Consider the following 19,691-nt stretch of genomic DNA (forward strand, 5'->3'; position numbering starts at 1 on the left):
CGGGCGGCACCCGCCGGGCTCACAGAGCCGGGGTGCCGATGTGCTCGACCCAGTACAGCTGCTTGTGGCCGCGGTCGTCGAGACTGTCCGCGATCTTCTGGGCTTCGTCCTTGGTCGCATACCGCCCCACGCGGTAGCGGTTGCCGTTGTCGTCCTGCCGTATGACAAGCCAGGGAAGAACAGCGCCGCTGTCGCTCATCAGGCTTCTCCCTCCGCCGGTCCGGGCATCTCCAACGATCTCCGGGAAACCGCAATCCGCATATGCCGGAGCTTACGCCTGACCTTCACACAGCGGATATGAGTTTTCACAAAGAGATACGGATCGGCCGGTAACCGACGGAGGGAGGCCGAAGCTCACGCCCCGGAGGCCGCCCGGGGAACGGTCGGCAGCGGCATCAGGACGGGGGCGCCGGCGCCCCCGGGGTCCTTGCGGCAGACGTCGCCGCAATCGGCGTCGAGCGAGCAGCAGAGGGAGCAGACGGGTCCGGACCGCACCGGGCAGTCGGCGATGTCGGGCAGCTCGTACGCCGTCTCGCACTCCGCGCACGTGTGGGTCGCCCGCTCGTCGGCCACCGCGGCCCCCGGTCCGTTCACCGGGTTCGGGCGGGCCAGGTAGTAGCGGCCCTTGGTCGCCCAGGCGATCAGCGGGCAGAGGACGAGGGCGAGACCGGCCGCGATGAACGTGGAGAACGCCTCCGCGTACGTACCGAAGAGACCGAAGAAGGCGAGGATCGAGACGACCGAGGCGATGACCATGGCCCCGAAGCCGGCCGGGTTCACGGCGTACAGGTAGGCGCGCTTGAACTCGATGTACGGGGGGCTCCAGCCGGCCCGCTTGTTGATGACGAGGTCGGCGGCGACGGCCACGATCCAGGCAATGCCGACGTTGGAGTAGAACCCGAGCAGCTTGTTGAGGGCCGCGAACATGCTCATCTCCATCAGCGTCAGCGCGATGGCGAGGTTCAGGAAGATGTACCAGACACGGCCGGGGTGGCGGTGGGTGACGCGGGAGAAGAAGTTCGACCAGGACAGCGAGCCGCTGTAGGCGTTGGTGACGTTGATCTTGATCTGGGAGACGATCACGAAGAGGGCCGCCGCGGGCAGGGCGAACGTGCCGAGCCAGGGCTTGAGCGCCTCGATCTGCGGGGCGATCGGCTCCAGGGCATGGGTCTTGCCGACGGCCTCCAGGGCGACGAAGGCGAGGAAGGCGCCGCCGAGCTGCTTGGCCGCGCCGATGAGGACCCAGCCGGGTCCGGCGGCGAGCACGGCGAGGTTCCACCGGCGCTTGTTGGACTCCGTCTTCGCGGGCATGAAGCGCAGGTAGTCGGCCTGCTCGCCGATCTGGGCGATCAGGGAGAGCGCGACGCCCGTGCCGAGGCCGAAGCCGATCCACGAGAAGCCCGCGCCGGCCCCCTCCGTACCGCCGAAGGAGCTGAAGGCGCCCCAGGCGTCGGGGGCCTCGAAGGCCAGGACGACGAAGGGCAGCACCATGCCGATGATCCAGATCGGCTGGGTCCAGGCCTGCACCTTGGCCAGCGCGCCCATCCCGCGGAAGACGATCGGGATGACGATCAGGGTCGTGACCAGGTAGCCGATCTCGACCGGGAGGCCGACGGCCTGGTGCATGGCCTGGGCCATGATCGAGCCTTCGAGTGCGAAGAAGATGAAGGTGAAGGAGGCGTAGATCAGGGAGGTCAGGGTGGAGCCGAAGTAGCCGAAGCCGGCACCTCGGGTGATGAGGTCCATGTCCAGGCCGTACTTCGCGCAGGCGCGGGCGATGGGGATGCCGGTGAGGAAGATGATCGCGGCGGCGGTGAGGATCGAGGCGAGGCCGCTGCCGAAGCCGTAGGTGAAGACGATCGAGGCACCGATCGCGAAGTCGGCGAGGTAGGCGATGCCTCCGAGGGCGGTACCGGCCACGGTGGCGGGCGACCAGCGCCGGAAGGAGTGCGGTGCGTAGCGCAGCGAGTAGTCCTCGCGGCTCTCGTCCGCGGCCAGCTTGGCGTAGCTGCGGCGGGGCCCCTGCGGCGGCGCGACCTCCCCCCGCGCCTGAAGCGCCGGGGAGGTGCCCCCACCCGGCTCCGGGGTGGGTGTGGTGACCGTGTCCGTCATGAGGGTTCCTGTCGTCCGACCGGTTCGCGGGTACGGAGCAGGAAGGTAGGAGCCGGGCGTGACGACTTGTCGCGGTCCGCGATTGCCGGGCGGTTACACGGTCTGACGTGCCGTTAACTCCCGGTCACACCGCCCGGACAGCCGGACCCGCTCATCGGTCGGCGCGCGCCCCCGGGACCCGGGGGCGGGAACACGACGGGCCGGCTCACCGGACCGGCAGGTGGTACGAGATGCGGTAGCGGTCGGCCGGCACGACGACGTCCGCCGTCTCGACGGCCCGCCCCGACGCGTAGTACGTCCGCTCGACGACCATCACCACATGGCCCGGGACCCCGCCGAGCGCGAGGAGCTCCTCGGCGAGGCCGGGGCGGGCGCCGACCTCCTCCACCACGTTGTCCACGACCACGTCGATGGCCGCCATCCGCTCGACGACACCGCAGCCGCCCAGCGGGCCCTCCTCGGGCAGCATCACCGGCGACCGGCCGGTGACCGCGAGGGGCTCCCAGGAGGTGGAGACCATCATGGGCTCGCCCCCGTCCCGGTACACGTACCGCGTGCGCATCACGCGCTCCCCCGGCTCGATGTCGAGCCGGGCGGCCACCTCGGCGCTCGCCGGCTCCTGCTCGCTGCTCGACTCCCAGGTCCCCCGGGCCCCTTCGGCCGCCTGCTCCTGCCGGAACGGCGTGGCGCCGGACGCCGGGCGGTAGCCGGAGCGGGCGATCCGGCGCGGCACCGGGCGCTCCCGCACGTACGTCCCCGAGCCGGACCGGCCCTCCACGAGCCCCTCGGCCATGAGCACCTTGCGGGCCTCCAGCGCGACGGTGTCCGACACCCCGTACTCCTCGCGGATGCGCGCCTGCGACGGGAGACGGGTGTGCGGCGGAAGCGAGCCGTTGGCGATCTTCTCCCGCAGATCGCTCGCCACGCGCAAGTAGGCGGGCTGCTCACCGAATGTCACTGGACACTCCCCTCAGGTTGACTGACAGCTACAGAGTGACGACCGAGGGTCGCGATCCGCAAGCATGGGCCAAAGTTTCACTCGAAGTGATGACGCGCCGGTCGCAGGCCTTGCTACCCACGGTCACCGGGAGTAGGTGGCCGGCCGAGCGATGTCGCACCCCTTGACCTCTATTGGTACAGACCAATACGTTCCTGCCTGCACGACCGCTCACGGCACGGACCTCCTCGCACACGCCGTCACACACGCGCCATCACGCACGGCCCTCCACCTCGCACGCGCCATCCCGCCTCGCACAGGAACGAGCCCATGCGCCCCAGAGCCCTGACCAAGCTGACCTTCGGCACCGCCGCCGCGGCCACCCTCGGCCTCCTCGCCACCCTGGCCCCCACGGCCGACGCGCACCAGCCCTCCCCCACCCGCACCCACGCGCTGAAGCGCATCGGGTACTTCACCCAATGGGGCATCTACGGACGGGACTTCCAGGTCAAGGACCTGGAGACCAGCGGCACCGCAGCAAAGCTCAGCCACATCAACTACGCCTTCGGCGTCGTCGGTTCGAACGGCAAGTGCCTCATGGGCAACATGCCCGGCTCCGACCCGTGGGCCGACTACGTGCGCCCCGTCGACGCGGCCGACTCGGTGGACGGCGTCGCCGACACCGCCGAGCAGCCCCTCGCCGGCAACTTCCACCAGCTGCGCGAGCTGAAGGCGAAGAACCCCGGCCTCAAGGTCATGATCTCGCTGGGCGGTTGGAGCGGATCGGCCCACTTCTCCGACGCCGTGCGCACCGACGCCGGCCGCAAGACGCTGGTCGCCTCCTGCATCGACACGTACATCAAGGGCAACCTCCCCGCCGACGGCGCCCGCGGCGGCGCCGGAGCGGCCGCGGGCCTCTTCGACGGCATCGACCTGGACTGGGAGTGGCCCGGCTCGGACGGCGCCCCCGGGAACGTGATCCGCCCCGAGGACAAGCCCAACTTCACCAAGCTCGTACGGGAGTTCCGCACCCAGCTCGACGCCTACGGACGCTCGCTGCCCCAGCGCAAGCGCTACGACCTCAGCGCGTACGTGCCCACCGCCCCCGCCAAGATCGACGCGGGCTTCGAAGTCGCCAAGATCATGCGGGACTTCGACTTCGTGAACCTCCAGGGCTACGACTTCCACGTCTCCGGCGAGACGACGACCGCCCAGCAGTCCGCGCTCTTCGCCAAGAACGACTGGAGCGTCGACGGGACCGTGAAGTCCTGGCTGCGGCGCGGGGCCCCGGCGCACAAGCTCGTGGTCGGCATGCCCTTCTACGGCCAGGGCTGGACCGGCGTCACCGGAGGCGGCGACGGCCTCGGCCGGCCGGCGACCGGCCCCGCCCCCGCCACCTGGGCCGCCGGCTCCGAGGACTACAAGCACCTCAAGACGCTCGCCGCCTCCGGTACGTACACGCTCCACCGCGGCTACCGGAACGGCCACGCCTGGCTCTTCGACGGCACGACCCTCTGGACCTACGACGACCCCACCGTGCTGCGCACCAAGGCGTCCTACGTCCGCCAGCGGGGCCTCGGCGGCGCCATGGTCTGGTCCCTGGACGGCGACACCCCCGACGGTGAGCTGATCACCGCGATCGACCGGGGTCTGACCCGGCGCTGAGACGCACGCGGGGCCGGGCCTCTCGAAGGAGACCCGGTCCCGTACGCGTACCCCTACCCGTACCCGGCGGCTCCCGTACTCGTCCCCGTACGCGCTCCACCGGCTCTCAGGCCGAGCTGCTCGGGCCCTCTTCCACCGGCAGGGTGTCCGTCAGGCCGAGCCCGGTCCGCGCCTTCGCTCCGAGGTCCGCGGGCACGGCGTCCCAGGCCGTGTCGTACGCCTCCCAGTAGGCGTCCGCGTCGGCCGCCCCCGCCAGCTTCCGCCACTGCTCAGCGGCCGCGTCGAGCTCCTTGCCGAGCGCCGCGACCGGGGCCGTGGAGGCGCCGGGCCAGTGGTGCTTCGCCAGGCCGGCGCGCGCGCCGTCGATCGCCGCCAGCATCTCCCCGGCCCATGCCTTGTTGGCCGCGAAGTCCTCGTCGGGGTCGTCGTCCGGCTCGCGGTAGCCGACCGTGTCGATCGGGTTGACGGACTTCAGGAAGTGCTCCTGGTCGGCCGTCAGGGTGCTCGCGTCGGACCGCACCGAACCGGCGAAGGACCCTTCCTCGCTCGCGAACGCGCAGGTCACGGTCCGGTCGCCGAGGCGCCAGCTCTGACCGCTCGGCATGTAGTAGTACACCAGCACGTCCGTGGGGACGGCCCAGGTGTCCAGCGCGTAGGCGGAGTTGATCGTGTCGCAGCGCTTCTCCGCCACCCCCTCGATCTCGGACTCGCCGGGCCACTTCTTGCCGTAACCGGTGAGCTTGAAGCTGCCGGTGACCTCGCCGTCGTGCGGCTTCGCGCAGTCGATGATCTCGACGTCCGTCGCGTAGTCCTCCAGCTTGCCGTCGTCGCCGAAGCACTGCCCGGTGCGCAGCGCGAACGGGGACTTGGTGCGCGACGCCTCGTCCACGCCCTTCTCGAAGCTGTCGACGGCCGAGCCGATCGCACCGGTCACGAGGCCGACGACGAGCAGCAGGCAGCTGACGGCGGAGAGGATGATGCCGGCGACCGCGAGCCCCTTGCCCGCCTGGTCCTTCTTCCTGATCTGCGGGAGGGCGATCAGGCCGAGGACCAGTCCGAGGGGCGGAAGGCAGCAGACGATGCCGGAGACGAGGGAGCCGATCGCGAGCCCGTTGGTGGAGCGCCTGGGCTGCCCGTAGGGCCCGACGCCGGGCACGCCGGGCACGCCGGGCATGCCGGGCGGGCCGCCGTAGGGACCGGTCGCGTACGGCCCTCCTGGGGAGGTGTACGGGCCGGGGGCGGGCCAGCCCTGCTGCTGCGGGCCCCCTTGGGGCGACGAGGGCTGCTGGGGCGGCTGGGTCGGCTCCACGGCTGACGTGCTCCTGTTGGGGCGGCTTCGGGCGGCTGGTGCGAACAGACGAACGAGCGCGCATCGTACGTGGTCGGCCCCTGCATCCATCGACCCGGGGGTACGCCGAAGGGGCGGCCGCCCGCAGGCGACCGCCCCTCACCGTTCGGCTACGGAGACGGGGTCAGAACTGCAGGCCCCACGAGTCGATCTTGCCGATGTCGGCGTTCGCGTTGTCCGTGACCCGCAGCTTCCACGTGCCGTTGGCGACCTCCGAGGAGGCGTTCACGCTGTACGTGGTGTTGATGTTGTCCGCACTGCCGCCCGTACCGAAGGCCTTCAGGGTGTACGCCGAGCCGTCGGGGGCGATCAGCTGGACCTGGAGGTCACCGATGTAGGTGTGGACGATGTTCACCGGCACCTGGAGGGCGGCGGGGGCGTTGCCCGTGACGCCGCTGACGGTGACCGGGGACTCCACGGTCGCGTTGTCGGCGATGGCGAAGTCCGCGGTGTTCTCGAACTTCGGGCCGGTGGGCGGAGTGGTGCCGCCGCCGCCGACGAAGAGCAGCCGGTTCGGGGAGCCGGTGCCGGGGCTGGTGACGACGTTCGGAGTGGCGGCGGTCGTCAGGGCCGTGGAGACCTGCGCCGGGGTCGCCGTCGGGTTGCCGGCGAGGTAGACGGCGGCGGCGCCCGCGACGTGCGGGGTCGCCATCGACGTACCGGAGATGGTGTTGGTGGCGGTGTCGTTCGTGTTCCACGCCGACTTGATGGAGGAGCCCGGGGCGAAGATGTCCAGGACCGTGCCGTAGTTGGAGAAGCTGGAGCGGGCGTCGGTGCTGGTCGTGGAGCCGACCGTGATGGCCTCCGCGACGCGCGCCGGCGAGTAGTTGGAGGCGTTGGAGCTGTCGTTGCCCGCGGCGACGGCGTACGTGACGCCGGAGGCGATCGAGTTGCGGACGGCGGCGTCGAGGACGGTGTCGACACCTCCGCCCAGGCTCATGTTGGCGACGGCCGGCTTGACGGCGTTCTGCGTCACCCAGTCGATGCCCGCGACGACCTGCTCGGTCGTACCGGAGCCGGAGTTGTCGAGGACGCGGACGCCGACGATCTTGGCCTTCTTGGCGACACCGTAGGAGGTGCCGCCGACGGTCCCGGCGACGTGGGTGCCGTGGCCGTGGCCGTCCTGGGCGGTGTTGTCGTTGTCGATGGCGTCGAAGCCGTTGAAGGCGCGGCCGCCGAAGTCGCTGTGGCTGATGCGGACACCGGTGTCGATGATGTACGCGGTGACGCCCTGGCCCGCGCTGTCCGGGTAGCTGTAGCTCTGGTTCAGCGGGAGGGCCTTCTGGTCCACCCGGTCGAGGCCCCAGGACGGCGGGGAGGGCTGCGTACCGTCGATCGTGAAGACGCGGTTCTGCACGACGGACTTCACGGCGGGGTCGGCCGCGAGCTTCTTCGCCTGCGCCTCGGAGAGCTCGACGGAGTAGCCGTTGATCGCCGAGGTGTACGTCCGCTTGATCTTCGCACCGAACTTGGCGGCGACCGCCCGGCCCTCGGCGGTCTCCGCCTGAGCGGACTCGTCGAGGGTGACGATGTAGCTGCCCGCGATGGTGCCTTCGGCTCCGGCGTTCTCGATGACGCCCTCCGCGGCGGCCGGCGAGGCGGCGGCCGGGAAGGTGGAGGCGGAGCCGAGGGCGAGGGCGGCGACGGCGATGGCCGCGGCGGTGGCTATTCGGCGACGTGAGTCACGCATCACTGACATGTGAGGGGTCCTCCTCATTGGTGGTGCGTTGCTGTGGGGGAAGGCATGAACATGACAAGACGACGCGAGACGTCCGCGCCGTTTTGTAAGTCCGGCTGCCGAGCGAAAGATTGACGGATCCATAGGAATCACACAAGGGTCATGCCGTGCCCGACACGCACGTGTCACACGGCTGACATCCTGGCCCCATGACCGCCTACGTGTGCCCCCGGTGCCACGTCCACTCCCCCACGGACGCGCTCACCTGGTGTTGTCCGGAGTGCCGAGGCCCCTGGGACCTGGAGATCACGCCGCCACTCGCGTCCCTCCCGCCACTCGCGTCCCTCGCGTCACGTGTGAATTCCTTGTGGCGGTACGCGGAGGCACTGCCACCGATGCCGTACGGACCCGAGGTGACCCTCGGGGAGGGCCGCACGCCCCTCGTCCCCCTCACGGAGTCGGTTTCGGCCAAACTCGACTTCCTCATGCCGACGCTGTCCTTCAAGGACCGGGGCGCGGTGATGCTCGCCGCGCACGCCCTGCGCCTGGCGCGCGCCGGGGGCCTCGACCGGGTCGTGGCCGACAGCAGCGGCAACGCGGGCACGGCGATCGCCGCGTACGGCGCGCGGGCGGGGCTCGACAGCCTCGTGTACGTACCCGAGGGGACGTCCCCGAAGAAGCTGGAGCAGATCCGGGCGCACGGAGCCCGCGTCGTCGAAGTGCCCGGCGACCGCGAGGCCGCCGCCCGGGCGGCCCGTGAGGCCGCCGAAGAGCCCGGCACGTTCTACGCCTCGCACGTGTACAACCCGTACTTCCTGCACGGCACCAAGACCTACGTGTACGAGCTCTGGGAGGAGCTCGGCGGCCGGCTCCCCGACACGATCGTCGTCCCCGTCGGCAACGGCACGCTGCTCCTCGGCGCCGCCCTCGCCCTCGACGAACTGCGCCGGCAGGGCCTCACGGACACCCGGCCGGCACTCGTCGCCGTCCAGGCCGAGGCCGTCTCCCCCCTGGCTGCCGCCTTCCACGCGGGCGCCGACGACCTCGACGGCCCCGCCCCCGCCCTCCCCACCCTCGCCGAGGGCATCGCGATCCCCGCGCCGCCCCGCGCCCGCCAGATCCTCCGGGCGGTACGCGAGACGGGCGGGACGTTCCTGACGGTGACGGAGGACCGGATCCGCGAGGCACAGAGAGACCTGGCGGCCCGCGGCCTCTTCGTCGAGGCCACGGGCGTGGCGTGCTGGGCGGCGGTCCGCGCCGCCCCGCCGCGCCCCGGCCTCACCGTGGTGCCGCTGTGCGGGGCGGGCGCGAAGACCGGTCTGGCGCGGTAAAAGCACCCACGAGCCCGCTGAACGATCAGAACTCGTCGGCGCCGTTGCGCAGCTCGTACGTCCAGTAGCCCGTCTTGGCGGCGGCCTCGTCGACCGCGATGCCGCCGGCGGGGGCGTTGACGACGACGCTGCCCTCGGCCGGGCCGTCGGCGGCGAAGAGGTTCACGTTGAAGCTCTTCACGACCTTGTTCTCCTCATCGACGCCGCCGAGCGCGACCCGCACATTGGCGTACGCGAGGGCACCGGGCTTCAGGACGACCGGGGCGGCCGGCTTGCTCTTCGCGACGGCCGGGACGTCCTTGGCCGTCTGGATGTCGCCGAAGGCGATCAGCGGGTACTTGAGGAGGGTGCAGGAGCGGCCGGAGGTGTTGGTGGCGGTGAGGACGATGTGCTCGGTCGGGACCTCGTCGGCCTTCGCCGCGGTGATCTTGATGTCGCCGTGGGCGCAGGCGAGGGCCTTGGCGGAGGCCTTGCCGCTGGTGGAGCCGGTGGTGCTGGTGGTGGTGTCGGACTTGCTCGTGGGGTTTCCGCCGGTGGTGGAACCCTTCACCGAAGCCTGGCCCGCCGTACCGGTGGTGTCGCCCGAGCCGGCCTCGCCGCCCCCGGTCGCACCCGTACCGGAGTCCGCCGTGCTGGTGCCCGCCGTACCGGCGGCCTGCTGCGAGCTGTTCGCGCTCCCCGCGTCCTTGGCGCCGGTGCCGGTGGCGGTGCCGCCGCCGCAGGCGGTCAGGCCCAGCGAGAGGGCGGTGACGGCGGCGGCGGCCAGGACGGTGGTCTTGTAGTGGGTGGTTCGCGTGGTGGTGCGCATGATGGTTCTCCCCCGTGAAGCGTTGGTCGACGCGGTACGCAGGTACGTCCGCGTGCTGTATCCAGCTTCCGGCCCGGCGCTGCCGTCCCGCTTGCGTACCGCTAACGATCCGCTGACAGCCGCGAAAGCCGCTCCGCAGCGCGCGCGGAACCTTCCGTGAACCCGGCCGCGTCGGCCGCCGCGATCGCCCGTTTCAGCTGGTCAGCAGCCTCCTCAAGGCGCCCTATGCCGGCCAGTGCCTCACCCCGGACGATCTGCAACTGCGCCAGGACGACCACCGCGTCGGGGGTGACCAGTTCCCCCGCGCGAACCGTGTGCGCGAGCGCCTCGTCGTACTCCCCTGCCTTCAGACAGTGCGTCGCCAGGTGGTGGAGGGTCAGCACCTGGGTGGACGGATGACCGGTGCGGTCGGCGAGCGAGACCGCGTGGACCATGAGCAGTCCGGCCCGCTCGTGCTCGCCGGTCGCGTCCAGGACGGCGGCGTAGTTGACGTACGCGATCGCCTCGCTGACCGCGTCCCCGGCGCGGGCGGCGAGGATCGGCGCCTTCTCCAGATGGACGAGCGCCTCGGCGTCCCGCCCTTCCTCGTGCAGCACCCAGCCGAGGAGCGCCCGCGTCCGCGACTGCGCGTCGAGGTCGCCCTCGTGCTCGGCGGAGGCGAGCCCGGCCTCCAGGAGCGGCGTCCAGCCGTCCCCGATCCGCATGAGCATCAGCGGCCACTGCACGAGGGCGAGGCGCCAGGCCCGGTCGTGCAGGCCGAGGGCCGCGGCGGCGGCCACCGCGCCCTCCAGGGCGGGGCGCTCGGCCGCGTACCAGTCGAGCGCGGCCGCGCGGTCCTCGAACTCCCGTGTCGCGGCGGGCCGTCGGGCGTCGGCGGGCAGCGAGTAGCAGGGCTGGGAGCCCGGTTCGGCGGCGGCGTCGGCGGCGAGACCCGTGTAGAGGTAGTGGTCGAGGAGGCGGGGCAGGCCCTCGGGGTCGGCCTCCGGGGCGACGCTGCGGGCGTAGAGGCGCACCAGGTCGTGCGGGGTCCAGCGGCCGGGGACGGCCTCGGCGAGGAGGTGGGCGGCGGCGAGGCGGTCCAGGTCGCCGGAGGCGTGCGCGGGGGACGTGCCGGCGAGCGCGCCCGCCGCGAAGCGGTCCAGGTCGGAGCCGGTGTGCAGGCCGAGCGCGCGGAACATCCGGGCGGCGGAGTCGGGCAGCTGCTGCACGGTGAGGCGCAGCGCGGCGGACACTCCGACGTCCTCCACGTCGAGGAGGGTCAACCGGACCTGTTCGTCGGCGAGTTCACCGACCATGACGTCGAGCGTCCACTGCGGTCGTTCGGCGAGGCGGGCCGCCGTGACGCGCAGTGCGAGGGGCAGTCCGTCGCAGAGTCCGGCGAGGCGCTCGGCGGCGGCGGGCTCGGCGGCGACCCGCGCCTCGCCGAGTACGGTGGCGAGCAGGGCCGCCGAGTCGGCGGGCGGCAGATGGCCCAGCGGCACGGGCCGGGCGGCGTCGGAGGCGATGAGGCCGCTGAGCCGGTCGCGGCTGGTGACGACCGTCGCGCAGAGGTCGCCGCCGGGGAGCAGGGGCCTGACCTGCTCGGAGGAGCGTGCGTTGTCGAGGACGACGAGCAGCCGGCGGCCCGCGGTGAGGGAGCGGAAGAGCGCGCCGCGCGCGTCGGCGGCCTCCGGGATCCGCAGCGCCGGGACGCCGAGCGCGAGGAGGAACTCGCGGAGGACGGCGGCGGTCTCGGGCGCCGGGGTGTCGCTGAAGCCGCGCAGATCGGCGAAAAGTCGACCATCGGGGAAGCCGGCGCGCCGCTCGTACGCCCAGTGGACGGCGAAGGCCGACTTGCCGACGCCGGCGGGTCCGGTGACGAGACAGAGGGGCGCGACGACGCCGCCGACGGCCCGGTCGAGCGCGGCCAGCTCGGCGCCCCGGCCGGTGAAGCCGCGCGGCGCGCGGGGCAGCTGCTCCGGCGCGGCGAACGCGACGGACGCCTCGACCGGCAGGGCCGGGCGGGGGACGCGGGCGGCGGGCTCGGCGGAGCGGAGGAGCGTCGCGTACGCCTCGGCGAGCGCCTCGCCGGGGTCCACCCCGAGCTCCTCCGCGAGCAGCCGCCGCGTGCGGTGGTACCAGTCGATGGCGTCCGACTGACGCCCGGCGCGGCCGAGCGCGAGCATCAGCGCGGCGGCCAGGGACTCGCGCAGGGGGTGGGCGACGGCCTCGGTACGGAGGACGGCGGCGGCCCGCCCGTGCTCGCCGAGCGCCCCGTACGCCGCGGCCAGCGCCTCCACGGAGGCCAGCCGAAGCTCCTCCAGCCCCCCGGCCGCCGCCTCCAGCGGCCTGCTGTGCACGGTCCCGGTGAGCGCGGGCCCCTGCCAGTACGCGAGCGCCTCGCGCAACATCCGCACGGCGTCACCGGGATGACGCTGCACCCCGGCGAGCGCGACGAGCTCCTCGAAGCGGTGGACGTCGACGAGCGACTCCGGGATGCGCAGCACGTACGCCGAACCCTGGGTGGCGAGCTCGACCCCGTACTCCTCCGCCCCGTGCTCGGCGAGCAGCGCCCGCAGCCGCGAGACGTGCCCCTGGAGGACGGTCTTGGCGTGCGTAGGCGGCTCGTCCTCCCACAGGGCATCGATCAGCTGCCCCACGTTCACCGCGCCGTTGGGCCGCAGGAGGAGCATGGCGAGCAGACTGGACCGCTTGGCGGGCCCCAGGGCTACGTCGCCGTCCTCCGTCACCAGCGCAACGGAGCCGAGCAGCCGGAACTCCACCTGATACCTCCGCGATCCCTTGTCCCCCGTCCCCCGATCCCCAGCAATCGAGGATACGTGGGCCGCGGGAGTCAACCGCGACGTGGAGATCCCCGATCCCGCCCTCGCCGTCCGAATCTGCACATGGTGGTGAACTGTGCGCTGTGCACCATCACCTGTGCGGTGTGCTGAGCTGCTGTGTAAAAGGGGAATCGAACCCCTGCGCTGCTCTCCACGCACCAGGTAGGACCGAATTGACCGTCGGCCCGCGGCTTGTGCACGCCTTCGTGACGACTACCGACTCCACGCCGAACCCGGCTCAGTCCAGCAGATCGACCTCCCAGTTCGACCGCTGGATCAGTACGTCGGTCTCCCGGATCTCCCGGGCGAGCACGTCCGCCTGCGCGCGCAGCTCGCCGACCGGAAGCGTCGCGAGCATCCTCAGCTCGGACCGCAACTGCCGCACCCCGCCGTGCCGGTCCCGTCCGGCGGCGGCGTCGGCCGCGTCGGTGATCACGGAGTGCCGCAGCCGCAGCACGTCCCGGCGCGCGAGCGCGTCCGTGAGGGTGCCGCCCCCGTCGATGACGACGTGGGCATTGGTCCGGTTGATCCGCCGGATCAACCCCTCCAGCTCGTCCAGCACCTCGCCGGCCTCGGCGAGCAGACTCCCGGCGTTCTCGGCCGGCTCCTCGCCCTCCTGATACCGGGCACTACTGACGACCCGGGCCCGCAACTGCTCCACCCGACGAGCGGCGTCCGCCCGCAACGCCAACGCCTCGGCAAGCTTCAAGGTCCCGCACCTCCGTCACGACGATCCGGCCGAAGTATGTCAGCCCGCACCCCCGTGATCGCTCCGAGACCGGCGCCCAGGAGACCCCGAGGAGCCGCCTCGGCGTACCCACGCCGGCCCCCGGGCTTCCGGCCTGGGTACGCCGAGGCGGAGAAATCCATGGCACACCGGCAGGACCTGTCGCCATCGATGAGCAGTACTACACCTCCCCATGACAGCCACGATCGCTAGGGTTGTCCCATGACCGCACTGCCCGACTGGATGCGCCCGCCACGCGCGGAGGGCTGGTTCGCGGAGGACTTGGACCACCTCCCCGAGGCACCCCGCCACACCGAGCTCATCGACGGTGCACTCGTCTTCATGATGTCGCCCCAGCGGGCCTGGCACGGCCGCCTCGTCACCGCCCTGACCACCACACTCATGGCACAGGCGCCAGCTGACTTCGAGGTCGAGCGGGAGATGACGATCCGCCTCGACGCCCGCAACCGCCCCGAGCCGGACCTCTTGCTGACGGACCTGCCCTACGACCCGGACCGCACCTGGTACGCCCCGGAGAACGTGAAACTCGTCGTCGAAGCTGTCTCCCCCGAGTCCGCCCACCGCGATCGCACCGTGAAGCTTCGCAAGTACGCAGAGGCCGGCATCCCGCACTACTGGTGCATCGAAGATGAGGACGGGTCACCCGTCGTCCACGTCTACGAGCTCGACGAACCCACTGGCGCCTACGCGCCCGCGGGTATCTTCCGGGGCACCCTCCAGCGCCCGGTGCCTTTCGCGATCAGCCTGGACCTCGGCAGTCTCACGCCGCCCCGCACTGCCTGAAGGCCCGCCCGGACACGCGGAAGGGGCCGGACTCGTCGGAGTCCGGCCCCTTCCTGCTGCGATCAGACGTTGAAGCGGAACTCCACCACGTCGCCGTCCTGCATCACGTACTCCTTGCCCTCCATGCGGGCCTTGCCCTTCGCGCGGGCTTCTGCGACCGAGCCGCATTCGACCAGGTCGGCGAAGGAGATGATCTCCGCCTTGATGAAGCCGCGCTGGAAGTCGGTGTGGATGACGCCGGCCGCCTCGGGGGCCGTGGCGCCCTTCTTGATCGTCCAGGCGCGGGTTTCCTTGGGGCCTGCCGTCAGGTAGGTCTGGAGGCCCAGGGTCGCGAAGCCGACGCGGCCCAGGGTGGCCATGCCCGGCTCCTCCTGGCCGACCGACTGGAGGAGTTCGAGGGCCTCGTCGTCCTCCAGCTCGATGAGCTCCTGCTCCAGCTTCGCGTTCAGGAAGATCGCCTCGGCGGGGGCGACCAGCGCGCGCTGCTCGTCCTTGAAGGCCTCGTCCGTCAGCTCGTCCTCGTCCACGTTGAAGACGTAGAGGAACGGCTTCGTCGTGAGGAGGTGCAGCTCGTGGAGGAGGTCGCCCTGCTCCGTGCCCTTGGCGATGCCCTTCGAGAAGAGGGTGTCGCCCGCTTCGAGGATCTTCTTGGCCTCGAGGACGGCCGCGAGGACCGCGACCTTCTCCTTCTGGAGGCGGGACTCCTTCGTCAGGCGCGGCTCCGCCTTCTCGATCGACTGGAGGTCCGCGAGGATCAGCTCCGTGTTGATCGTCTCGATGTCGTCCTTCGGCGAGACCTTGCCGTCGACGTGGACGACGTTCTCGTCCTTGAAGGCGCGGATGACCTGGCAGATCGCGTCCGACTCGCGGATGTTCGCGAGGAACTTGTTGCCGAGGCCCTCGCCCTCCGAGGCGCCGCGCACGATGCCGGCGATGTCGACGAAGTCCACCGTCGCGGGAAGGATCTTCTGCGAACCGAAGATGCCCGCGAGGACGGCCAGGCGGGCGTCGGGGACACCGACCACTCCGACGTTGGGCTCGATCGTGGCGAACGGGTAGTTGGCCGCCAGCACGTCGTTCTTGGTCAGGGCGTTGAACAGGGTCGACTTGCCGACATTCGGCAGACCGACGATTCCGATCGTGAGCGACACGGTGGCGACTTCCTGAAGTGTGGATGGTGGGCCGATCCCCCAGTTTACGGGCGGGGCGAACCGGCCAGTGACGCCGACCTTCGGTCGATCTCGGGGGCAAGGTCACCCAAAGGGCGTGTCCCGGACCCGGTTCCCGCCCGTTCCCGACCTACGTTGGTGGGGTGGAGCAGCACAGGACAAGTCAGCCGCAAGGCCGCCGACGGCCGCAAAAGCCCGGCACGCCGCCCGTGACGCCGCCCGGCGCGCTCGTGGAGGGCGCTGTCGTGGAAGGCGTGGCCGTGGAAGGCGTGGCCGTGGAAGGCGTGGCCGTCTACCGCGTGACCGGCAGGGCCGGCAGGGGCGCCCGCGTGCAGCGGGCCGGGGCCGCGGGAGCGGCGGGCGCCGTCCCCGGGCGCGGTTCCGGGCGGCCGGGAACGGCGCCCGGAACACGGCCGGTGCCGCCCGTCGTCCTCGCCCTGCGGCGGCTCCCCTCTCCCCGTCTCACCGGCCTCGGCGCCGGGCTCTTCGCCGCCGCCGCCATGCTGGTGATCGGTTTCCTCGACCGGCTGATCCTCGACGGCTCCCCGATCGCCTTCGGGCTGCTGTTCCTGCCGGTCAGCGCCCTCACCGCGCTGTGGGTCCGTACCGCCGACCTCGTCACCGCCCCCATCAGCGTGCCCATCGCCTTCGCCGTCGGGGTCGTCCCCATCGCCGGCGGTACGGGTGGGCTCGGCGGCCAGGCCATGGCCGTCGTGACCGCGCTCGCCGTGCACGCCGGGTGGCTGTACGGCGGCACCCTCGTCGCCGGGCTCATCACGAGCGTGCGCAAGGTACGGGACATGGGGCGCCGCCAGCAGCGCGCCGCCAGTGCCAGTGGCCATGGCAGTGGCAGTGGCAGCGGCAGCGGTGCCCCCGCGGGTGAGAAGGCCGGTGGGCGGCCTGCTGCGCCCGGCCGGCGCCCTGTCGCCTAGCCCTGTGTCTCGTAGCCCTGCCGCGTAGCCCCCTCGCTTCGCCGCGCTCGTGCGGATTCCGCGGCGCCCGCCGAATCCGTACCCCTCAGGACCCGCCCGTCGCCATCGCCGCGCCCACGATCCCCGCATTGTTCTGCAGCTCCGCGGGGACGATCTCCGCGCGGATGCCCTCGACGAGCGGGAGGAACTTGTCCGCCTTGCGGCTCACCCCGCCGCCGATGATGAACAGCTCCGGCGAGAACAGCATCTCCACGTGCGCGAGGTACTTCGTCAGCCGGCGCTTCGCCCAGTGTTCCCAGGTGAGGTCCTCGTCCTCCTTGGCCTTCGTCGAGGCCCGCGTCTCCGCGTCGTGGCCCTTCAGCTCCAAGTGGCCCAGCTCCGTGTTGGGGACGAGCCGGCCGTCGACGAAGAGGGCCGAGCCGATGCCCGTGCCGAGCGTCAGGAGGATCACCGTGCCCTTGCGGCCCCGGCCCGCGCCGAAGGTCATCTCCGCGACTCCCGCCGCGTCCGCGTCGTTCAGGACGGTCACCGGGAGGCCGCCCAGGCGCTCGCTCAGCAGGGTGCCCGCGTCCACGCCGATCCACGATTTGTCGACGTTCGCCGCCGTACGGATCGTGGAGCCCGTCACCACGCCCGGGTAGGTCACCCCCACCGGTCCGGTCCAGCCGAAGTGCTCCACGACCTCCGCGACGCAGCCCGCCACACCGTCGGGTGTGGCGGGCTGCGGGGTCAGTACCTTGTGGCGCTCCTCGGCGAGCGCTCCGCGCTCAAGGTCCACAGGAGCGCCCTTGATGCCCGAGCCGCCGATGTCCACTCCGAAGACGTTCATGGACCCACGGTAAGGGCTGTGGCCGGGACTTACTCCTCGTGGAGTGACAAGGAGTCACTCCTTGGCCGCGGCGACCGGCTCCGTCTTGCCGAGCTGCTCCGCCACCGCCCGCAGGTCCTTGTTGCGGAGCTCCTTCGGCAGCGAGAACGTCAGGGACTCGTCCGCCGTCTTGACGATCTCGACGTCCGCGTAGCCGCGCTCACCGAGCCACTCCAGGACCTCCTGGACCAGGATGTCCGGGACGGAGGCGCCGGAGGAGAGACCGACGCTGGTCACGCCCTCCAGCCAGGCCTCGTCGATCTCGCTCGCGAAGTCGACCAGGTACGCGGCGGGGACGCCGGCCTGCTTGGCGACCTCGACCATGCGGATCGAGTTCGAGGAGTTCTTCGAGCCGACGACGATCACGAGCTCCGCCTGGCCGGCGAGCTCCTTGATCGCGATCTGGCGGTTCTGCGTGGCGTAGCAGATGTCGTCGGACGGCGGGGAGATCAGCTGCGGGAACTTCTCCTTCAGCGCGTCGACCGTTTCCATCGTCTCGTCGACCGAGAGCGTCGTCTGGGAGAGCCAGACGACCCGGGAGGGGTCGCGGACCTCGATCTTGGCGACGTCCCCGGGGCCGTCGACCAGCTGGATGTGGTCGGGGGCCTCGCCGGAGGTGCCGATGACCTCCTCGTGGCCCTCGTGGCCGATGAGGAGGATGTCGAAGTCGTCGTTGGCGAAGCGGACGGCTTCCTTGTGGACCTTGGTGACCAGCGGGCAGGTCGCGTCGATCGTCGCGAGCCGGCCCTCGCGGGCCTCCTCGTGGACGGTCGGGGCGACGCCGTGCGCGGAGAACATCACGATGTTGCCCGGCGGCACCTCGGTCGCCTGGTCGACGAAGATCGCGCCCTTCCGCTCCAGCGTCTGGACCACGTACTTGTTGTGGACGATCTCGTGGCGTACGTAGATCGGCGCCCCGTACTGCTCCAGGGCCTTCTCCACGGCGATCACGGCACGGTCCACGCCCGCGCAGTAGCCGCGGGGAGCGGCGAGCAGGACACGCTTCGGGCGGTTCGTCGCGGAGGCGGACTCGGGCGTCGGCGCGGGCGTTGCAGTCATGCGTCCCATCGTAAGGCCGCGTCGGTGAGCGGTTTGATCGGCACCGTGGCCGAGACTGGCCGCATGGCCGAGGAACCGCAGGTGGCTGCCCGCGACGAGCACACCGATCTCCGTCGGAGCCTCGGCTTCCGTGACCTGGTCGTCTACGGCCTCCTCTTCATCGCGCCGATGGCACCCGTCGGCGTCTTCGGCACGCTCGACGCCAAGTCCCACGGGGCCGTCGCACTGGTGTACGTCGTGGCCACCGTCGCCATGGCGTTCACGGCGTTCAGCTACGCCCAGATGATCCGGGTCGCGCCGCAGGCCGGCTCCGTCTTCACGTACGCCCGCAAGGGGCTCGGCGAGGGGCCCGGTTTCGTCGCCGGATGGATGGCGCTCCTCGACTACCTGCTGATCCCCGCCGTCGCCTATCTCTTCGCGGGCATCGCCATGGAGGCGCTGGTCCCGGAGGTGGACCGGTGGGTGTGGACCGGGATCGCCGTGGTGGTCACCACCCTGCTCAACCTGTGGGGCGTCCGGGCCGCGGCCCGGGTCGGCTTCGCCGTGCTCGCGATGGAGATCGTCGTCCTCCTGGTCTTCGTCGTGTCGGCGGTGGTCGTGCTCGTACGGGACGGGGCGCAGCGCGACTGGTGGTCGCCGCTGACCGGCGACGGCACGTTCTCGGCGGCCGCGGTCCTCGGCGCGGTGTCGGTGGCCGTGCTGTCCTATCTGGGCTTCGACGCGATCGCCTCCTTCGCGGAGGAGGTCACGGGCGGTTCGGCGAAGGTCGCGCGGGCGGTGCTGTTCTGCCTGGCGCTCGCGGGCACGCTGTTCGTGGCGCAGACCTGGCTGGTGGCCCTCCTCGAACCGGTCTCGTCGGCCGAGCTCGCGGCGGATCCCGTGAAGCAGGGCTCGGCCTTCTACGACGCCGTGGAGGTGTCGGTCGGCAGCTGGCTGCACGATCTCGTGGCCGTCTCGAAGGCGATCGGCGCGGCCTTCGCCGCCCTCGCCGGGCAGGCCGCGGGCGCCCGGCTGCTCTTCGCGATGGGCCGCGACCGGCGGCTGCCGCACGTGCTCGCCCGTACGGACTCGGGCGTGCCGAGGGTGGCGCTGCTCGTGGCGGCGACGGTGACGATGGTCGCGGCGGTGTGGGCGGCGCGGCGGGACGACGGGCTCGACCACCTGGTGTCGGTGGTCGACGTCGGCGCGCTGACGGCGTTCGTGCTGCTGCACGCGAGCGTGGTGGGGTGGTTCGCGGTACGGAGGGCGGAGGGGCCGCCGAACTGGCTGAAGCACGTCGTCATGCCGGTCGTGGGGGCGGTGATCCTGATCGCGGTGATCGTGGAGGCCTCCGTCGCCGCGCAGGTGGTGGGCGTGGTGTGGCTGGGGGTCGGGCTCATCGTCCTGGCCGTGCAGGGCACGACACGGACTCCCGCGCGGCGCTGACGCCGC

The 19,691-nt window shown here is 71.6% G+C and carries 16 protein-coding genes; 5 read left to right on the plus strand and 11 right to left on the minus strand.

What is annotated here, in order from left to right; all coding sequences use genetic code 11:
- Nucleotides 1-19: 19 nt before the first annotated feature.
- From ACIBG6_RS16190 to ACIBG6_RS16200, 3 genes are all read right to left on the minus strand, one after another.
- Complete coding sequence (locus ACIBG6_RS16190) at nucleotides 20-199, minus strand: SPOR domain-containing protein (RefSeq protein WP_399223212.1); 180 nt, start codon at nucleotides 197-199, stop codon at nucleotides 20-22.
- Between the two features lie 155 nt (nucleotides 200-354).
- Nucleotides 355-2,112: a purine-cytosine permease family protein gene (locus tag ACIBG6_RS16195; RefSeq protein WP_399223214.1), complete on the minus strand. Its 1,758-nt coding sequence runs from the start codon at nucleotides 2,110-2,112 to the stop codon at nucleotides 355-357.
- A 205-nt stretch (nucleotides 2,113-2,317) separates the two neighbouring features.
- Entirely contained in the window at nucleotides 2,318-3,070 is a 753-nt protein-coding gene (locus ACIBG6_RS16200; protein ID WP_317598772.1) for a GntR family transcriptional regulator, read from the minus strand.
- Between the two features lie 309 nt (nucleotides 3,071-3,379).
- Here ACIBG6_RS16200 and ACIBG6_RS16205 point away from each other — a divergent pair, with 309 nt between their 5' ends.
- Nucleotides 3,380-4,714 carry a glycoside hydrolase family 18 protein gene (locus tag ACIBG6_RS16205; RefSeq protein WP_399223216.1) on the plus strand — a complete coding sequence of 445 codons (1,335 nt, stop codon included), beginning with the start codon at nucleotides 3,380-3,382 and terminating at the stop codon, nucleotides 4,712-4,714.
- A 106-nt stretch (nucleotides 4,715-4,820) separates the two neighbouring features.
- On the opposite strand, the gene ACIBG6_RS16210 is transcribed toward ACIBG6_RS16205, so the two are convergent.
- Together ACIBG6_RS16210 and ACIBG6_RS16215 are read right to left on the minus strand one after the other, a co-directional pair.
- Entirely contained in the window at nucleotides 4,821-6,023 is a 1,203-nt protein-coding gene (locus ACIBG6_RS16210) for a DUF4190 domain-containing protein (RefSeq protein ID WP_399223217.1), read from the minus strand.
- Nucleotides 6,024-6,186: 163 nt separating this feature from the next.
- Nucleotides 6,187-7,761, minus strand: coding sequence for a S8 family peptidase (locus tag ACIBG6_RS16215; protein WP_399223218.1), 1,575 nt, complete (start codon nucleotides 7,759-7,761; stop codon nucleotides 6,187-6,189).
- A 188-nt stretch (nucleotides 7,762-7,949) separates the two neighbouring features.
- Between ACIBG6_RS16215 and ACIBG6_RS16220 the strand changes: the two genes are divergently transcribed.
- On the plus strand, nucleotides 7,950-9,071 hold the full coding sequence (locus tag ACIBG6_RS16220) for a threonine synthase (RefSeq protein WP_399223219.1): 1,122 nt from the start codon (nucleotides 7,950-7,952) through the stop codon (nucleotides 9,069-9,071).
- A gap of 25 nt (nucleotides 9,072-9,096) precedes the next feature.
- Here ACIBG6_RS16220 and ACIBG6_RS16225 read toward each other — a convergent pair whose 3' ends face one another.
- The 3 genes from ACIBG6_RS16225 to ACIBG6_RS16235 form a co-directional block, all read right to left on the minus strand.
- On the minus strand, nucleotides 9,097-9,879 hold the full coding sequence (locus ACIBG6_RS16225; protein ID WP_399223220.1) for a DUF4232 domain-containing protein: 783 nt from the start codon (nucleotides 9,877-9,879) through the stop codon (nucleotides 9,097-9,099).
- Between the two features lie 101 nt (nucleotides 9,880-9,980).
- A complete protein-coding gene (locus ACIBG6_RS16230; RefSeq protein ID WP_399223221.1) occupies nucleotides 9,981-12,641 on the minus strand; it encodes a BTAD domain-containing putative transcriptional regulator in 2,661 nt (886 codons plus the stop codon).
- A gap of 298 nt (nucleotides 12,642-12,939) precedes the next feature.
- Nucleotides 12,940-13,410 (minus strand): DIP1984 family protein, encoded by a 471-nt coding sequence (locus ACIBG6_RS16235; protein ID WP_399223222.1) that lies wholly within the window; start codon nucleotides 13,408-13,410, stop codon nucleotides 12,940-12,942.
- A gap of 240 nt (nucleotides 13,411-13,650) precedes the next feature.
- On the opposite strand from ACIBG6_RS16235, the gene ACIBG6_RS16240 reads away from it, so the two are divergent.
- A complete protein-coding gene (locus ACIBG6_RS16240) occupies nucleotides 13,651-14,232 on the plus strand; it encodes a Uma2 family endonuclease (RefSeq protein ID WP_399223223.1) in 582 nt (193 codons plus the stop codon).
- A 62-nt stretch (nucleotides 14,233-14,294) separates the two neighbouring features.
- Here the strand turns inward: ACIBG6_RS16240 and ychF are convergent, their stop codons facing one another.
- Nucleotides 14,295-15,383 carry a redox-regulated ATPase YchF gene (gene ychF, locus ACIBG6_RS16245; RefSeq protein ID WP_329621380.1) on the minus strand — a complete coding sequence of 363 codons (1,089 nt, stop codon included), beginning with the start codon at nucleotides 15,381-15,383 and terminating at the stop codon, nucleotides 14,295-14,297.
- Nucleotides 15,384-15,655: 272 nt separating this feature from the next.
- Between ychF and ACIBG6_RS16250 the strand changes: the two genes are divergently transcribed.
- On the plus strand, nucleotides 15,656-16,333 hold the full coding sequence (locus ACIBG6_RS16250) for a DUF6542 domain-containing protein (RefSeq protein ID WP_399223374.1): 678 nt from the start codon (nucleotides 15,656-15,658) through the stop codon (nucleotides 16,331-16,333).
- A gap of 85 nt (nucleotides 16,334-16,418) precedes the next feature.
- Here the strand turns inward: ACIBG6_RS16250 and ppgK are convergent, their stop codons facing one another.
- Nucleotides 16,419-17,162 (minus strand): polyphosphate--glucose phosphotransferase, encoded by a 744-nt coding sequence (ppgK, locus tag ACIBG6_RS16255; RefSeq protein WP_399223224.1) that lies wholly within the window; start codon nucleotides 17,160-17,162, stop codon nucleotides 16,419-16,421.
- 54 nt (nucleotides 17,163-17,216) lie between these two features.
- Nucleotides 17,217-18,269: a 4-hydroxy-3-methylbut-2-enyl diphosphate reductase gene (locus tag ACIBG6_RS16260; RefSeq protein WP_399223225.1), complete on the minus strand. Its 1,053-nt coding sequence runs from the start codon at nucleotides 18,267-18,269 to the stop codon at nucleotides 17,217-17,219.
- Nucleotides 18,270-18,323: 54 nt separating this feature from the next.
- Between ACIBG6_RS16260 and ACIBG6_RS16265 the strand changes: the two genes are divergently transcribed.
- On the plus strand, nucleotides 18,324-19,685 hold the full coding sequence (locus tag ACIBG6_RS16265) for an APC family permease (protein ID WP_399223226.1): 1,362 nt from the start codon (nucleotides 18,324-18,326) through the stop codon (nucleotides 19,683-19,685).
- The last annotated feature ends 6 nt before the right edge of the window (nucleotides 19,686-19,691 follow it).

Source organism: Streptomyces sp. NPDC050842, assembly GCF_044456565.1.
Taxonomy (GTDB): Bacteria; Actinomycetota; Actinomycetes; order Streptomycetales; family Streptomycetaceae; genus Streptomyces.

Bases quoted from the DNA above. Each gene is read 5' to 3' on its own strand.
- ACIBG6_RS16190 (WP_399223212.1), bottom strand. From the start codon at position 199: ATGAGCGACAGCGGCGCTGTTCTTCCCTGGCTTGTCATACGGCAGGAC.
- ACIBG6_RS16195 (WP_399223214.1), bottom strand. From the start codon at position 2,112: ATGACGGACACGGTCACCACACCCACCCCGGAGCCGGGTGGGGGCACC.
- ACIBG6_RS16205 (WP_399223216.1), top strand. From the start codon at position 3,380: ATGCGCCCCAGAGCCCTGACCAAGCTGACCTTCGGCACCGCCGCCGCG.
- ACIBG6_RS16215 (WP_399223218.1), bottom strand. From the start codon at position 7,761: ATGTCAGTGATGCGTGACTCACGTCGCCGAATAGCCACCGCCGCGGCC.
- ACIBG6_RS16220 (WP_399223219.1), top strand. From the start codon at position 7,950: ATGACCGCCTACGTGTGCCCCCGGTGCCACGTCCACTCCCCCACGGAC.
- ACIBG6_RS16225 (WP_399223220.1), bottom strand. From the start codon at position 9,879: ATGCGCACCACCACGCGAACCACCCACTACAAGACCACCGTCCTGGCC.
- ACIBG6_RS16240 (WP_399223223.1), top strand. From the start codon at position 13,651: ATGACCGCACTGCCCGACTGGATGCGCCCGCCACGCGCGGAGGGCTGG.
- ppgK (WP_399223224.1), bottom strand. From the start codon at position 17,162: ATGAACGTCTTCGGAGTGGACATCGGCGGCTCGGGCATCAAGGGCGCT.
- ACIBG6_RS16260 (WP_399223225.1), bottom strand. From the start codon at position 18,269: ATGGGACGCATGACTGCAACGCCCGCGCCGACGCCCGAGTCCGCCTCC.
- ACIBG6_RS16265 (WP_399223226.1), top strand. From the start codon at position 18,324: ATGGCCGAGGAACCGCAGGTGGCTGCCCGCGACGAGCACACCGATCTC.